Below are 16,620 nucleotides of genomic sequence, written 5' to 3'. Positions count from 1 at the left end.
GTCACCGCGCCCGAACGCTCATCCCGGTGTGCCGAGGATCGCCAGCCAGATCACCGTCGTGAGCATGGCCATCACGGTGGTCAGGAACACCCCGCCCGAGGCGAGCGCCACGCCTTCGCGATAGCTCTGCGCCAGCAGGTAGGCGTTGATACCGGTCGGGCAGGCCGCCAGCAGCACCGCCGTCGCCGCCCAGACCGGCGGCAGGGCGATCAGATGGAAGACGATCACATAGACGATCAGCGGCTGCACGACGAGCTTGAGCACAGTGATCAGGGCCGGCCGGCGCCAGTCACCGCCCAGCCCGTAGCGATGCAGGGCGATGCCGGTGGCGACCAGCGCGCAGGGCACCGCCGCGCCGCCGAGGATTTCGAGCGTGCGCCAGACCGGTCCCGGCAGGTCAAGCCCGGACATGCGCATGGCCGCACCGGCGAGGATTGCCAGAATGATGGGATGGCGCAAGAGCTTGAGCAGGATTGCCCGCCAGGAGGTCTGTCGGCCTTCCAGAAACAGCGTCGCGACGGTCAGGGTGATGGGCAGATGAATGCCGATGAGCAGAAACAGCGGAGCCGCCGCCGCCTCGCCATAGGCCGAGAGCACCAGTGGAATGCCGATCAGCACCAGATTGGCCTGGCCGGCGGTGAAGCCGGCCACCACCGCCCCGGCATGGCTGTCGGCGAAGAAGAAGCGCGCGGCGAGATCGGCAATCGCCCAGACCACTGCGAGCGCGAAGAAATAAGCCCCCCAATAGGCCCAGGGCTGCACATCCGGCAGATCGGACCGCGAGAGCGTGGAAAAAAGCAGTGCCGGGATCGCCATGATGAAGACGAAACGCGAGAGCGTCTCTCCGAGACCGTCATCGACAAAGCGCCCGCGGCGCACGCCGTATCCGAGCGCGATCAGGGCAAAGATCGGAAAGACGATCGCAATCGAGGCGAGCATGCAAAATCCGCCGGGTTCAGCGCCCGGAGCCCTGCGCGAATCGCGTCGGTCCGCCGGCACGTTCGATCAGTTCATTGATCTCGTCACGCTGCTGGTTGAACAAGGCGAGGTCTCTCCCGTCCAGCTCGCGGCTGCGGGGGACGCGAATCTTCAGCGGATCGACGAAATCGTCGTTGACCAGAACCTCGTAATGCAGATGCGGTCCTGTGGAAAGCCCGGTACTGCCCAGCGCACCAATGACCTGCCCCTGGGTCACTTCTGTCCCGACCTCGATCCCGCCAGCGATCCGGCTCATGTGGGAATAGGTGGTCACATACCCATTGGCGTGCTCGATCTCGACCCGGCGCCCGTAGCCGCCGGACCAGCCTGCCTTGATCACCCGTCCATTCCCCGCTGCGAAGATCGGTGTCCCGGTGCGCGCGCCGTAATCGATTCCGGTATGCATGCGGGCATAGCCGAGAACCGGATGGCGACGCATGCCGAAACCGGAGGTCAACCGCCCCTCCGCCACGGGTTTGCGCATCAGGAACTTGCGCAGGGAGCGCCCTTCGGGGTCGAAGAATTCGATGGTTCCGTCTTCCGGATCGGTGAAGCGGTAGACCCGGCGCGTTTCTCCGCCGATGGTCAGCGCCGCCGAGAGCAATTCCGGCTCGGACAGGTCTTCTCCCTCCGTCATGAACAGGTCGATCGAATCGCCGATCGAGACGCGACGCTGAAAATCGAGATCATAGGCGAAGATCTGAATCAGCGTCTCGACGAGTTCCGGCGAGAGGTCGTGCTTGAACGCGGTCTCATAGAGACTGTCATGGAGCCTCGCCCCGGACGCGCGCCCGGAGCGGTCGTCATTGCCGGCATCCGCGATCTGGAAATCCGCCTCGGTGACATGCACTTCCGCGAAGCGCCCGCGATCATCGGCCGCAATGATCGCATTGACCCCGCTCTCGCCATAGAGGACGAGGCGCCTGAGGTCCCGCGCGGCGTTCGGGCGCTCGGCGGGAGCGACGAGGGCGCGCGCAGCGAGGCCCGGCTGCATGGCCGCGACCGCATCTTCCCCGCCGATCATGCCGATCGCCTCCTCGATCCGGTCGCGCGCGACGCCCTGTGCGGCGAGTTGCGCGACGAAGGGCTCACCGGGCAGGACGTCGATGCTGATCTCGCCCGGGCGACCCTCACCCGCACGGCTGCGCCTTTTGGCGACGGTGGAGACATTCTCGGGGATGATGCGCACTTCGATCGCATCGAAGGGTTCCGTCGTCGGCTGTGACAGGCCTGCGAGATCACCGAAGCCTGGCTGGACGGCGCCCAGGGAGCGACTGAGGAAGGTCTGGGCTCCCATCGGTGCAATCGGACGGCGTCGTGATTCGCGCATGAGCGACAATTCCTCCATCACCTGTGCCGCCGCCTCGTTGTCGCTCAGCGCGGGAGCGGAATCCGTGAAGGCGTCGTGATCGAGCGTGCGGCGCATGAAGGAGACCTCGGCCTCCTCGATGCGCGGCCCGACATCGGCGACACGGCTGACGCTCTCCGAATCGTCTCCCATCAGGCTCATCGGATCGAAGCGTGGTATATCCGTGGCATGTTGGCCGGCGGTGAGGGAGAGATTGGTGGCGATACGGGTGAATCCGCGAATCGAGACCACCTCGCGATCACCGACCTGCGTGGTCACCGGTGTGCGGTAGGTGTTGCGGGCTGCGACAGTGTAGTCGGTGCGTACCAGCTTGTCGTCCTTGACCGCCGTCTCGGCGGGCTCGCCTGCGGATGGCATGAGCGCGGCGAGGGCGAATTGTGGTGTCAGGATCGGCGTGGAGCGCCCTTCGAGGGCTATGTAGATGGCGCTGCCGAGCAATGCCGCGCCCGTCATGGCCGTCATCACCGCGCCGGCGAGCCAGCGCAGGTTAATGCCGCGCCGGCCTTCCTCGAAACGCGTTGCGCCGGTGGGATCAAGGGGCGGCTCATGCCCGACGGGACCTTCCCCGTCGTCCGCTCGGGCGCGGATGCCGCGCCGGATCGTTGCGTTGCCGCGTAATCGCGCCATGTTGCCGCTATGCATATTCATGAGGCTGCTGTCGCCATGTTCCCGTGAACCATGCTTCTGGCAATTTCCGACGAAGGCGGGCCGCATACGGCACGATGAAGCTGCAACATGCCCTTTCGCATTGACGAAATCAACGCAATCGACGCCTTCACCCCTGATGCCCGCCTTTGGCGACGAAAATGCGGCAGACGCGAAGGCTTTCTGCAAGCCCTCGCGCAACCCATCAGCACCCGTGCCGGATGATGCTGTCGCGAACGGGTGCGGGGGCTTGTTCCATTATCGATGGTTTTGGTCTAGACGAGCGCCGGGGCGCCGGTTCGCGCCCCGGATTCGGAGCCGCATGATGTCACGACCGGTCGTTACCCGTTTTGCCCCTTCGCCCACGGGCTTCCTGCATATCGGAGGCGCGCGCACGGCCCTGTTCAACTGGCTCTACGCCCGCCGCATGGGGGCAGGATGCTGTTGCGCATCGAGGATACTGATCGCGCGCGTTCGACTGAAGCCGCGATCACGGCAATTCTCGACGGTCTCTCCTGGCTGGGGCTCGATCATGACGGCGAAGTCTTCTATCAGCATGCCCGCGCCGACAGGCATCGCGAAGCGGTCGACCAGCTGCTCGCCGCCGGCAAGGCCTATCATTGCTACGCCTCGCAGGACGAACTCACCGCCATGCGCGAGCAGGCGCGCGCCGAGGGGCGCCCTATGCGCTATGACGGGCGCTGGCGTGATCGCGATCCCGCCGAAGCGCCGGACGGCGTGAAACCGGTCGTGCGCCTCAAGGCGCCACAGCAGGGTGAGACCGTGGTCGACGATCAGGTCCAGGGCCGCGTCTCCTGGCAGAACAGGGATCTCGATGATCTCGTGCTGCTGCGCTCCGACGGCTCACCCACCTACATGCTCGCCGTCGTGGTCGATGATCACGATATGGGCGTGACCCATGTGATTCGCGGCGACGACCATTTCACCAACGCCGCCCGCCAGACCCAGATCTACGAGGCGCTCGGCTGGGAGGTGCCCGTGATGGCGCATATCCCGCTGATCCACGGACCGGACGGCGCCAAACTGTCGAAGCGGCACGGTGCGCTCGGGGTCGAGGCCTATCGCGAGATGGGCTATCTGCCGGAGGCCTTGCGCAATTATCTGGTGCGACTCGGTTGGGCGCATGGCGACCAGGAAGTATTCTCGACGCAGGAGATGACCGAGGCCTTCGACCTGCCGCAGATCGGGCGCTCGCCGGCGCGGTTCGATTTCGCCAAGCTTGAAAATCTCAACGGCATCTACATGCGCCAGAGCGACGATGCGCGGCTTCTCGAGGCGCTGGAGGCGATTTTGCCGCAGATCGGTCCCGAACGCGGCCTGTCCGCACCGCTTTCGCCGGAATTGCGCGCGAAATTCCGCGCTGCCATGCCCGGCCTGAAGGAGCGGGCCAAGACATTGGTCGAATTGCTCGATTCCGCATCCTTCCTCTACGCTGAACGGCCATTGCAGCTCGACGCAAAGGCTGCGAAAATTCTCGATGCGGATGCATCTGCGCGGCTGGCGGCCATCCTGCCCCGGCTGGAGGCCATTGCCGACTGGAATATGGAGACCACCGAGGCAGCCGTGCGCGCCCATGTGGAGGAGACAGGGATCAAGCTCGGCCAGATCGCCCAGCCTCTGCGCGCGGCGCTTACCGGCAAGGGCACGTCGCCGGGATTGTTCGACGTGATGGCGGTTCTGGGGCGGGAGGAATGCCTGGCCCGGATCGCCGACCGGATCACGGGCTGAATGCCGCGCTGCACAATCAGCCTGCAGCCTTGTCATGCGGGTGGTCCGGGTCGCGTTTTTGTGCGTAGCGGGAATGCGCCCGCGCGCTTGAATATGGCGGGTGGATCGGGTACCGAGACGCCAACGCTTCAACAGCGCCGCCATGCGGGGCGCGGGCCCAGTGCACCATGAAGGTACGGGCCGGCCTCGACGCTGCGGTACATAACGAAAGGGCCATTGTCATGGACGGCAAGGACAGCACGCTCAAACTCGGTGGAAACGAGGTCACGCTCCCCTACAAGGAGGGTACGATCGGGCCCGGTGTCGTCGACATTTCGAAGCTCTACGCCCAGACCGGCGCCTTCACCTATGATCCCGGCTTCACCTCGACGGCGAGCTGCGAATCCTCGATCACCTATATCGATGGTGACGAGGGCACATTGCTCTATCGCGGCTATCCGATCGAGCAACTCGCCGAGCATGGCGATTTCCTCGAGACCTGCTACCTGCTGCTCTATGGCGAATTGCCGACCCCGACGCAGAAGGCGGATTTCGACTATCGCGTCACGCGCCACACCATGGTGCATGACCAGATGAACCGCTTCTTCCTCGGTTTCCGCCGCGATGCGCATCCCATGGCGATCATGGTGGCGGTGACCGGCGCGCTCTCGGCTTTCTATCACGACTCGACCGATATCTCCGATCCGAAGCAGCGCATGATCGCCTCGATGCGCATGATCGCGAAGATGCCGACCATTGCGGCGATGGCCTACAAGTATTCCGTCGGCCAGCCCTTCATCTACCCCAAGAACGATCTCGACTACGCGGCGAATTTCCTGCGCATGTGCTTTGCCGTGCCTTGCGAGGATTACAAGGTCAATCCGATCCTCGCGCGCGCGCTTGAGCGGATCTTCATCCTGCACGCCGATCACGAGCAGAATGCCTCGACCTCGACGGTCCGCCTCGCCGGCTCCTCCGGCGCCAACCCCTTCGCCTGCATTTCGGCGGGCATCGCCTGCCTGTGGGGCCCTGCTCATGGCGGCGCCAACGAGGCCGCCTTGAAGATGCTCGAAGAGATCGGCACCCCCGATCGCGTGGCGGAATACGTCGCCAAGGCGAAGGACAAGAACGATCCCTTCCGCCTGATGGGCTTCGGCCACCGGGTCTACAAGAACTATGATCCGCGGGCGCGCATCATGCAGAAGACGACGCATGAGGTGCTCAACGAGCTCGGCGTCAAGGACGATCCGCTGCTCGAAGTCGCCATGGAGCTTGAGCAGATTGCCCTGCGCGACGAATATTTCATCGAGAAGAAGCTCTATCCGAATATCGACTTCTATTCCGGCATCACCCTCAAGGCGATGGGCTTCCCCACCACCATGTTCACGGTGCTGTTCGCGCTCGCGCGCACGGTGGGCTGGATCGCCCAGTGGAAGGAAATGGTCGAGGACCCCTCCCAGCGCATCGGTCGCCCGCGCCAGCTCTATATCGGCGCTGACAAGCGCGAATACGTGCCGATCGCCCAGCGCGGCTGAGCCCGGCGCGATCGACCGGTCGTTTCGTCTTAGGCCGCCCTCCCGCAGGGCGGCCTTCCTTGATTCTGGGCGCCTGGGTCGGGGAAGGCGAAGCAGAAACTTTAAAAAATCTTGCTGAAGGAAAATTTTTCGTATACCCTATTACATATTATTATTAATAATGAAATTAAGGTGTTTTCATGATGAATGTACACGGTTTTTCTTCATCGGATCCAAAGATGGGCAATCTGGCGCCAAGAGAGAAAACAGATTTTTCGCTCCCGCGCGAAAAGAGCGCTCAGTCCGCCGGGGCCATTGCGTCGGGTTGTGTCCCGCCGGGGTCGCAGAGCGGCAATGCTCCGATCGCAATACCGCTTGATAGCCCGTTTACGGATTACATTATCAATCAGGCCGCCCGGAACCTTGACAGTCCGGCGGAATCACTCGTGCTCTCGTATAACCCGAACGGCCAAAACGCCAGCAACTTGCAGGCCGTGCTGCAGCGCGTTCTCGGCACGGTCGTGAAAGAGGACGGCGTTGTGGCGATCGTCGGGAGCGATAGATCTTTCTCCGTCGAAGAGTTTCGGCAGTTGTCTCGGGAGCATGGAACGACCTTCGTCCTCTCTCCGGACGGTGGAAACACTGCTCTGGTCATAGAGCCAAACCGGCCGGATCGTTTGGACCGGGAGGCCTCGATCCACGATGGCGGCGTGCATTCCGGGTGCGGCGGTGTCCCTTCGATCCGGTTGAGCAATTGATCGGTGCCCCGCACCCTCACGCCTCGGTGCCCGCCCCGCAAGTTCTTCGCGGGGCGGTGCTCCAGAGCATCATTCCGGCAGGTGGATACCGGTTGACGGAAAAATGATGTGCTGAGCAACCACTCGGAGCGCCCGGCCTGACTCCGTCAGGTCGGAACGCGCTGCAAGCGGTGACATTGCCGACAGCCACGATCCTTCGATTCTCCTGCCGATGCACGCCATTTCAACGCGGCAACGTGCTCGACCCCATCAGCGTCTCGTCTATGGCGCGCGCTGCCTGGCGGCCCTCGCGGATGGCCCAGACCACGAGGGACTGGCCGCGGCGCATGTCGCCGGCGACGAAGACCTTCTCGGCATTGGTCCGGTAATCCTTTTCGTTCGCGACCACGTTGCCGCGCTTGTCGAGGGCCACTTCCGCCTCGCTGACCATGCCATCATGCACGGGGCTGGCGAAGCCGATGGCAATGAAGACGAGATCGGCCTTGATCACGAATTCCGTGCCCGGGATCGGCTGGCGGCGCTCGTCGACGCGCGCGCATTTCACGCCCGTGACCTTGCCTTTGCCCTTGCCCTTGGTCTTGCCCTCGATGGCGAGGGTCGCCGCCTGGAATTCGCGCTCGGCGCCCTCTGCCTGGCTGGAGGAGGTGCGCATCTTCGTCGGCCAGTAGGGCCAGACCGCGAGCTTGTCCTCGATCTCGGGCGGGCGCGGGCGGATATCGAGCTGGGTGACCTGAAGCGCGCCCTGGCGGAAGGCGGTGCCGATACAGTCGGAGGCCGTATCGCCGCCGCCGATGACGACGACATGCTTGCCACCGGCGAGGATATCCTCGACCTCCTCATCAGCCGGCTCGCCGTTCACGCGCTTGTTCGACTGTGTGAGATAGGGCATGGCATAATGCACGCCGTGGAACTCCATCCCCGGCAATTGCGGATCACGCGGGTTCTCCGCGCCGCCGGCCATCAGCACTGCGTCGAATTCGTTGTGCAGGCTCGCGAAGCTCTTCGACACGCCGATATTGACGTCGCAATGGAAGATGACGCCCTCGGCTTCCATCTGCTTGACGCGCCGGTCGATGTGATACTTCTCCATCTTGAAATCCGGAATGCCGTAGCGCAGGAGCCCGCCGGGCTTCCCCTGGCGCTCGAAGACATGCACCTCGTGGCCGACCCGGGCGAGCTGCTGCGCGGCGGCGAGGCCGGCGGGGCCGGAGCCGATCACCGCGACGCGCTTGCCGGTGAGGCGGGTCGGCGGCTCGGGCTTGATCCAGCCCATATCCCAGGCCTTGTCGGCGATGGCCTGCTCGATCGTCTTGATGGCGACGGGCGCGTTCTCGAGATTGAGCGTGCAGGCTTCCTCGCAGGGGGCGGGGCAGATGCGACCGGTGAATTCCGGGAAGTTGTTGGTGGAATGCAGATCGCGCGCCGCCGTCTCCCAGTCGCCCTGATAGACGAGGTCGTTCCAGTCCGGGATCTGGTTATGCACCGGGCAACCCGTCGGCCCGTGGCAGAACGGGATGCCGCAATCCATGCAGCGCGCCGCCTGCTTCTTCAGATCGCTCTCGTCCGGCGGCAGGGTGAATTCGCGAAAATGGCGAATCCGATCGCCGGCGAGCTGATACTTCTGATCCTGACGATCATATTCGAGAAAGCCCGTGACCTTGCCCATGTTCATACCCCTGTCGAAATCCGCGCCGATGGTACAACGTGGCGCGTGGTGCGTGCGTGATTCGAGATTGCTGTGCTGGCGGCACGCAGTAACAGCCGAGTGCATTTTCCGGTTGTAGTTTTCGAAGAAATATGATTAAAAAACATCGTTAATTCATTTATTGAGCAATTTTGGAGATTTCTATGATTTCTGCGATCTCGCCTGCTGCGCCGAAAATGCAGCCGCTGACGTCTGATGCCGACCAGACTTTCAGTCTGGCGAAAGCCGCGGCGCTGCCAGTCGGTAATCAGGGCGCCGTTGCACAGGTCAATCTTTGCGCCGGTCCGGATGAGCCGGATCCCAGCACCTTTGCCCATCTGGCCTACCTGACGACATTCGGAATGCCGGACTACCAGCGCAACCCGGAAGAAGCACTCGAGGTCCTGCGGGAGCAGATGACCACAGATCCGCGTGGCAACATAATCTTTGCAGTGATGGGCAATGAGGTCGAGGATTTCGGCCTTCAAAACCTTTCCGAGTTCATCCGCATGGCGCATGCCGAAGGTCTTGTTCCCGAGGGGACGACCCTCGGCATCGCAGGCTATTATCAGCCCGGGCGCACTGAGGAGATGCGCGATCTTGCGCGTGAACTCAATATGACGATCGCTTTCGACTGGCAAGCCACCGAGCATAAACCTCCGAGGGAGGAGTTTCGACAGTTTGGGGGCGTCCGTCAGACGGACGTGGGTGCCTACGTCATTCGTCCGGACGGATCCTCCGGTTACGACATGCGCGCCGATGTCGATTACGGCGCGCATGGATCGCGTTGCGCGACCGAGCCGAAAATTGTCATTCCCGAGTAATACCGTGCACCGCTTACGCCTCTCTGCCCGGTTTCCAACCCGGAGCAGGGAGGCTGAAAAGTGCGTCCGATGCACGCGGTTCGCCATATCGCCAGTATGGTGTCGCCGGCTGCTGATCGGCTTCAAAAACCGTGCACTCCGCGCTTTGCTTGGCGCGGAGCCACTCGCCGGAGCTGCAATATCCGCCCGGACCATCAGCACCCTCACTCCGCCGCCGCCGGCATGCGCGCGCGTTCCATCTCGCGAAGCGCCCGGCGGTATTCGACCGGCATCACCTTCACGAATTTGGTGCGATAGGCTTCCCAATCGTCGAGGATCGCCTTGGCGCGGGTCGAGCCGGTATAGTTGAGGTGGTTGGTGATGAGCTGGCGCAGGCGCTCCTCGTCCTTGCCCGACATGTCGGCCATGACGTCGATGCGGCCCTTGGTCTCCAGATCGCCGCCATGGTGGTGCAGCGAGACCATCAGATCCTCTTCCGCCTCGACGGGTTCGAGATCGACCATGGAGAGGTTGCAGCGCTTGCCGAAATCGCCGGCCTCGTCGAGCACATAGGCGATACCGCCCGACATGCCCGCCGCGAAGTTGCGCCCGGTCTGGCCGATCACCACGACGACACCGCCGGTCATGTATTCGCAGCCATGATCGCCGGTGCCCTCGACCACCGCGACAGCGCCGGAATTGCGCACGGCGAAGCGCTCGCCGGCCACGCCGCGGAAATAGCACTCGCCGGCAATGGCGCCGTAGAGCACCGTATTGCCCACGATGATGGCGTTCTCGGCCTCCACCTTGCTCTCCTGCGGCGGGCGGATGACCAGCTTGCCGCCCGAGAGGCCCTTTCCGACATAGTCATTCGCCTCGCCCTCGAGATCGAGCGTGACGCCGGCGGCGAGCCAGGCGCCGAAGCTCTGGCCGGCGGTACCCTTGAGCTTCACCGTAACCGTGTCGTCGGGCAGACCCTCATGGCCGTAGCGCTTGGCGATCTCGCCGGAAAGCATGGCGCCGACGGTACGGTCGGTATTGGCGACCTGCGCCTCGATCAAAACCGGCTCCTCATTCTCGATGGCCGCGCCTGATTGCGCGATGAGCTGGCGGTCGAGCACGTCGTCGATTGGGTGGACCTGCCGCTCGGTATGGCGCGTGGCGATCTCGGCGGGGACCTCGGGCCGCGTGAAGATGCGCCCGAAATCGAGCCCCTTGGCCTTCCAGTGGGCGATGGCGTCGCGCTTCTCGATGAGATCAGAGCGTCCGATCAGCGCGTCGAGCGTCGCATAGCCCATCTGCGCCATCAGTTCGCGTACTTCCTCCGCGATGAAGAAGAAGTAGTTGATCACGTGCTCGGGCAGGCCCTTGAAGCGCTTGCGCAGGACGGGATCCTGCGTGGCAACGCCCACGGGGCAGGTATTGAGATGACACTTGCGCATCATGATGCAGCCCGCCGCGATCAGGGGCGCCGTGGAGAAGCCGAACTCGTCTGCGCCGAGCAATGCCCCGATCAACACGTCGCGCCCGGTGCGCAGGCCGCCATCGACCTGCAACGCCACGCGCCCGCGCAGATGGTTGAGGACGAGCGTCTGATGCGTCTCGGCAAGCCCCATTTCCCAGGGCGAGCCGGCATGCTTGAGCGAGGTCAGCGGCGAGGCGCCGGTGCCGCCTTCAAAACCGGAAATCGTGATGTGATCGGCGCGCGCCTTGGCCACGCCGGCCGCGACGGTGCCGACACCGACTTCCGAAACGAGCTTCACCGAGACATCGGCTGCCGGATTGACGTTCTTCAGATCGAAGATCAGCTGGGCCAGATCCTCGATGGAATAGATGTCGTGATGCGGCGGCGGCGAGATCAGGCCGACGCCGGGGGTCGAATGGCGCAGCCTGGCGATCACCGCATCGACCTTGTGACCGGGCAACTGGCCGCCCTCACCGGGCTTGGCGCCCTGGGCGACCTTGATCTGCATCTGGTCGGCATTGACCAGATATTCCGTCGTCACGCCGAAACGGCCCGAGGCGATCTGCTTGATCGCGGAGCGCTTGGAGCGCCCGTTCGGCAGCGGCTTGAAGCGCCCGGCATCCTCGCCGCCTTCGCCCGTATTCGAACGCGCGCCGATCTCGTTCATGGCGAGCGCCAGCGTCTCGTGCGCTTCCTTGGAGATGGCACCGAGCGACATGGCGCCGGTGGCGAAACGGCGCACGATCGCAACCGCCGGCTCGACTTCGTCGAGGGCGAGGGGCTTGCGCCCGATATCCTCGGCCTGCTTGAGGCGAAACAGCCCGCGAATGGTGGAGAAGGCGTTCTCCTGCTCGTTCACGAGCCGGGCGAATTCGCGATAGCGATCATCGGCCTTGAGACGAACGGCATGCTGCAGCGTGGCGACCGTATCGGGGGTCCAGGCATGCGATTCGCCGCGCAGGCGATAGGCGTATTCGCCACCCACACCGAGTGCATCACGGTAGACCGGCGAGGTGCCGAAGGCCTCGTCGTGACGCGTTGCGGCCTCGCGCGCGATCTCGGGAATGCCCGCACCCTCGATCATCGTCGCCGTGCCGAAGAAATACTTGTCGATCAGCTCGGATTTGAGCCCCACGGCGTCGAAGATCTGCGCGCCGCAATAGGATTGATAGGTCGAGATACCCATCTTCGACATGACCTTCAGGAGGCCCTTGTCGATCGCCTTGATGTAGCGGTGGATGACCTCATCCTCGTCGATCTCGGCGGGAAGCTCGTCCTTCATGGCGAGCAGCGTGTCGAAGGCGAGATAGGGGTTGATCGCCTCGGCGCCGTAGCCGGCCAGGCAGGCGAAATGGTGCACTTCACGCGGCTCGCCGCTCTCGAGAACGAGCCCCACGGAGGTGCGCAGGCCGCGCCGGATCAGATAGGAATGCACCGCCGCCGTGGCGAGCAGCGCCGGGATCGGCAGGCGATCGGGTCCGACCTGGCGATCGGAGAGGATGATGATGTTGTAGCCGCCGCGCACCGCGGCCTCGGCGCGGTCGCACAGGCGCTCGACGGCGCCCTCCATGCCCGCCGCGCCCTGCTCGATCGGATAGGTGATGTCGAGCGTCTTGGTATCGAAGCGGTCCTCGAAATGGCCGATGCAGCGGATCTTCTCGAGATCCTCGTTGGTCAGGATCGGCTGGCGCACTTCAAGGCGCTTGCGCCGGGAGGTGCCCTCGAGATCGAGGATGTTCGGACGCGGCCCGATGAAGGAGACGAGGCTCATGACGAGCTCTTCGCGGATCGGGTCGATCGCCGGATTGGTGACCTGCGCGAAGTTCTGCTTGAAATAGGTGTAGAGCAGCTTCGCCTTGTCGGACAAAGCCGAGATCGGGGTGTCCGTGCCCATCGAGCCGACGGCTTCCTGGCCGGTGACGGCCATGGGTTCCATCAGCAGCTTGAGATCTTCCTGCGTGTAGCCGAAGACCTGCTGGCGATCGAGCAGCGAGACGTCGGTGCGGCTGGCGCGCGCCTGGACCGGGCGCAGATCCTCCAGCTTGATCTGGGTCCGCTCAAGCCATTCGCGGTAGGGCAGCGCCGTGGCGAGCTGCGTCTTGATCTCCTCGTCGGAGACGATGCGGCCTTCTTCGAGATCGATCAGCAGCATGCGGCCCGGCTGCAGCCGCCACTTGTCGACGATCTTCTCCTCGGGGATCGGCAGCACGCCGCTCTCCGAGCCGAGCACGACGAGATCGTCATCCGTGACGAAATAGCGCGCCGGGCGCAGGCCGTTGCGATCGAGGGTCGCGCCGATCTGGCGGCCATCGGTGAAGCAGATCGCCGCCGGGCCATCCCACGGCTCCATCAGGGCGGCATGGTATTCGTAGAAGACGCGCCGATCCTCGTCCATCAGCGGATTGCCCGCCCAGGCCTCCGGGATCAGCATCATCATGGCATGCGTCAGCGAATAGCCACCGCGCACCAGGAATTCGAGCGCATTGTCGAAACAGGCGGTATCCGACTGGCCCTCGTAGGAAATCGGCCAGAGCTTGGAGATGTCGTTGCCGAACAATTCCGAATCGACGCTCGCCTGACGCGCGGCCATCCAGTTGACGTTGCCGCGCAGCGTGTTGATCTCGCCGTTATGCGCCACCATGCGATAGGGATGCGCCAGCTGCCAGCTGGGGAAGGTGTTGGTGGCGAAGCGCTGGTGCACGAGCGCGAGCGCGCTCTCGAAGCGCGGGTCGGCCAGATCCCGGAAATACGAACCGAGTTGGGTAACGAGCACCATGCCCTTGTAGACGATGGTGCGCGACGACAGGCTCACCGGATAATAGCCGGCGGTACGCGAGTCTTCCAGGTCGTAAACAGTGTTGGAGATCACCTTGCGGGCGAGGAACAGGCGGCGCTCGAAAGCGGCTTCGTCCTCCTCCTTGGCCTTGCCGATGAAGACCTGCCGGTGCAGCGGCTCGCTGGCTTTCACATTCTTTGAAAGATCCGCATTGTCGACGGGGACGTCGCGCCAGCCGAGCAGGGTAAGGCCTTCATCGGCGACGACTTTCTCGACGATCTCGACGACCCTGGCATAACCCTCCTCGTCGCGCGGCATGAACAGCTGGGCGACGCCATATTCGCCGGGCTCGGGCAGCCAGATACCGAGTTTGGCGCATTCAGCAGCGAAGAAACGATGCGGAATCTGGATCAGGATGCCGCAGCCATCCCCCATTTTCGGATCGGCGCCGACGGCGCCGCGATGGTCGAGATTGCGCAGGATATCGAGGCCCTGCTGCACGATCGCGTGGCGCTTTTCGTTCTTCATGTGGGCGATGAAGCCGACACCGCAGGAATCATGCTCGTTGGCCGGATCATAAAGCCCCTGTTTCCCGGGCAGGCCGGGAATGGTAATGCGGCGTGGCGTTGCCGCCAGCGTCTTCGCAACCTGTGCGCAGCCGTCATCCGCCCGCTTCGCGGCGTTCGCGTCACCCGGCATCTGATCCGTCATGATCCTGCTCATCGTCGATCCTCGTTCTTCCGGCCTAACCGTATCGAAGCTGGCGCATTGTAGCGCGCCCCGGGTGGCGGTGCCGTCGCCCGGCTCATCTGAAGCCGCAGCCGCATCGCTCGGTTTTCTTTCTGGAGGCTCGGTTGCGCCGTTGCCGGGTCACCCGCGCCTCGCGCGGGCGCCGTGGGCGTTACAGACCCGCACGCACCCGCGACACCCGCGTCAAACGGGTGCTCGGTTTGTGATCTCGTTTCGGGGCGCCATGCGCCATGACCATAACCTCGAGACCTGCACACGGACAGGCAACCACGCCGCGTCCGAAAAGATTGGACAGTAATGCTGTCCTAACGCGCGGCGGAAGTTGCCAGATTTTTCCGCATGACACAAGCGTGTTTTCAACGTCCCTTTGTACGAAGATTTCGCGCCATTGGGAAGACTGCGCAATAATGCGACAAATTGTTGCCCCGCGCCGAAGTCTTCCACAACGGCTGCGATCAGGCGCCGCCAGCCGCAGCGATCTTTTCGCATTTGCGAATACTGTTTGGTCGCACAGGCGGCGTCAACACGCTGGAATCGCGGGCAGGCGGAAAGGCGGGCTGCCTGCGCCGACGCAGTTCAGCGCAGGCGCGCCAGGACCTCGGCTTCTAGAAAACCGGCCAGATCGCTGGTGATGTAATCGATATGGGGCGCCTCGACGGCTTCCTGCTCGAAATCTTCGCGAAACGGATCGAGCGTGGCGGGGGTGACGAGGGTGGTGGTCATGCCCGTATCATGGGGCACGACGAGGTTCTTGGCGATATCCTCGAACATGGCCGCGCGCGACGGATCGACGGTATGGCGCGCGAAGAACATCTCGTAGGCGCGCCGGTCCGGCTTGGGGATGAAATCGGCGGCGATGATATCGAAAACATCCTCGAAATGATCGAGAATGCCGATCTTGGCCGCGACGTTCTCGGCATGCTTGCGCGAGCCGTTGGTCAGGATCAGCCGCCGGCCCGGAAGCGCCTCGATCGCCTTGCCCAAAGCCGGGTTCAGATCGATGGCGGAATGGTCGATATCGTGGGCGAAATCGAGAAAGGCGTAAGGGTCGACACCATAGACATCCATCAGCGCCTTCAGTGTGGTGCCGTGCTGATGGTAGAAATATTTCTGCAAGGCGCGCGCCGACATGCCGTCAATGCCGAACAGATCCGCCACGAAGGCGGTGATGCGCGCATCGACCTGCGGCCAGATCCGCGCCTCATGCGAATAGAGCGTGTTGTCGAGATCGAAGATCCAGGTCTCGACATGCGCGAAGTCACGGGCATCGGGGGCGGTGAAGTGTTTTCGTGATGGGCTCGGTGTATCTGACAAGGGATATTTCCGTAGAGGAAGGGGGCGCCGGTGCTCCGGCTGTTGTACAGATATAGTCCCTTGCCGTTGCAGATGCGAGCAGTGTTGCTTTCAGCGCCCCGACAAAATCTCCGCAACAACCTCCGGCAGCAAATCGAAATGGGCGATGACGCGGTCGGGCTCGTAGGTTTCGACGGGCTGATCGGTATAGCCGAAGGGCACCGCGATGACGGGGATCCGCGCGGATTGCGCGGTGGCGATGTCGGTATGCGAATCGCCGATCATCACCGCGCGGCGTGCATCGCCCTTTGCCATCGCGATCGTCTCGGTCAGATGGCGCGGGTCGGGCTTGCAGAAGGCGAAGGTGTCGCGCCCGCAAATCGCGGCGAAGCGCTCGATGATGCCGAGTTGATCGAGCAGCAGCCGGGAATGGCTTTCCACCTTGTTGGTGCAAACGGCCAGGGTGAAGCCCGATCGGCTGAGGCTGTCCATGGCCGCCACGACGCCAGGGAAGAGCTGCGTCTCGTTGCAGATATTCTGCCGGTAGAGCGTCAGGAACTCCTGGAAGAGCAATTCATGCCGTTCCGGCGTCAGTTCGAGTCCCGCCGATTCGTAGCCGCGCGCGATCAGTGCCCGCGCGCCGGCCCCGATGAGCGATTTCGCGCGCGATACCGGCAGCGTGGGCAGGCCCTCCTGCGCCAGCAACGTGTTGAGCGTCGCCATCAGGTCGGGGGCGGTGTCGGCGAGGGTGCCGTCGAGATCGAACACGACGATGGGATTCATGGGGATTTCCGTCTGGTTGGCGCGGTGGGCGTGCGCATGGCGGCTGCCTTCATAGACCAGCGTGCCGGTGCTGA

9 protein-coding genes and 1 pseudogene are annotated in these 16,620 nt (G+C 63.6%); 4 read left to right on the top strand and 6 right to left on the bottom strand.

Annotated elements, in window-relative coordinates:
- Nucleotides 1–18 precede the first annotated feature (18 nt).
- Together GA0071312_RS15825 and GA0071312_RS15820 are read right to left on the bottom strand one after the other, a co-directional pair.
- A complete protein-coding gene (locus tag GA0071312_RS15825; RefSeq protein WP_074445747.1) occupies nucleotides 19–939 on the bottom strand; it encodes an AEC family transporter in 921 nt (306 codons plus the stop codon).
- A 16-nt stretch (nucleotides 940–955) separates the two neighbouring features.
- Nucleotides 956–2,995, bottom strand: coding sequence for a M23 family metallopeptidase (locus GA0071312_RS15820; RefSeq protein WP_131817839.1), 2,040 nt, complete (start codon nucleotides 2,993–2,995; stop codon nucleotides 956–958).
- A gap of 322 nt (nucleotides 2,996–3,317) precedes the next feature.
- Between GA0071312_RS15820 and gltX the strand changes: the two are divergent.
- From gltX to GA0071312_RS15805, 3 genes and pseudogenes are all read left to right on the top strand, one after another.
- Nucleotides 3,318–4,741 (top strand): annotated as a pseudogene (gene gltX, locus GA0071312_RS15815) (glutamate--tRNA ligase).
- A gap of 221 nt (nucleotides 4,742–4,962) precedes the next feature.
- Nucleotides 4,963–6,255: a citrate synthase gene (gene gltA / locus GA0071312_RS15810; RefSeq protein WP_074445746.1), complete on the top strand. Its 1,293-nt coding sequence runs from the start codon at nucleotides 4,963–4,965 to the stop codon at nucleotides 6,253–6,255.
- A 179-nt stretch (nucleotides 6,256–6,434) separates the two neighbouring features.
- Nucleotides 6,435–6,992, top strand: coding sequence for a hypothetical protein (locus tag GA0071312_RS15805; protein ID WP_131817838.1), 558 nt, complete (start codon nucleotides 6,435–6,437; stop codon nucleotides 6,990–6,992).
- 223 nt (nucleotides 6,993–7,215) lie between these two features.
- Here GA0071312_RS15805 and GA0071312_RS15800 read toward each other — a convergent pair whose 3' ends face one another.
- Entirely contained in the window at nucleotides 7,216–8,658 is a 1,443-nt protein-coding gene (locus GA0071312_RS15800) for a glutamate synthase subunit beta (protein ID WP_074446260.1), read from the bottom strand.
- 182 nt (nucleotides 8,659–8,840) lie between these two features.
- Between GA0071312_RS15800 and GA0071312_RS15795 the strand changes: the two genes are divergently transcribed.
- Nucleotides 8,841–9,500, top strand: coding sequence for a hypothetical protein (locus tag GA0071312_RS15795; RefSeq protein ID WP_074445744.1), 660 nt, complete (start codon nucleotides 8,841–8,843; stop codon nucleotides 9,498–9,500).
- A 203-nt stretch (nucleotides 9,501–9,703) separates the two neighbouring features.
- Here GA0071312_RS15795 and gltB read toward each other — a convergent pair whose 3' ends face one another.
- The 3 genes from gltB to GA0071312_RS15780 form a co-directional block, all read right to left on the bottom strand.
- The gene (gltB, locus tag GA0071312_RS15790; RefSeq protein ID WP_083204712.1) at nucleotides 9,704–14,431 is read right to left on the bottom strand and encodes a glutamate synthase large subunit; all 4,728 of its coding nucleotides are present in this window, start codon (nucleotides 14,429–14,431) and stop codon (nucleotides 9,704–9,706) included.
- A gap of 615 nt (nucleotides 14,432–15,046) precedes the next feature.
- Nucleotides 15,047–15,784 (bottom strand): pyrimidine 5'-nucleotidase, encoded by a 738-nt coding sequence (locus GA0071312_RS15785; protein ID WP_074445743.1) that lies wholly within the window; start codon nucleotides 15,782–15,784, stop codon nucleotides 15,047–15,049.
- A gap of 90 nt (nucleotides 15,785–15,874) precedes the next feature.
- Complete coding sequence (locus GA0071312_RS15780) at nucleotides 15,875–16,546, bottom strand: HAD family hydrolase (RefSeq protein ID WP_074445742.1); 672 nt, start codon at nucleotides 16,544–16,546, stop codon at nucleotides 15,875–15,877.
- Nucleotides 16,547–16,620: the final 74 nt, after the last annotated feature.

Source organism: Saliniramus fredricksonii (assembly GCF_900094735.1).
Lineage (GTDB): Bacteria > Pseudomonadota > Alphaproteobacteria > Rhizobiales > Beijerinckiaceae > Saliniramus > Saliniramus fredricksonii.
This window is presented reverse-complemented; position numbering and strand designations above follow the sequence as displayed.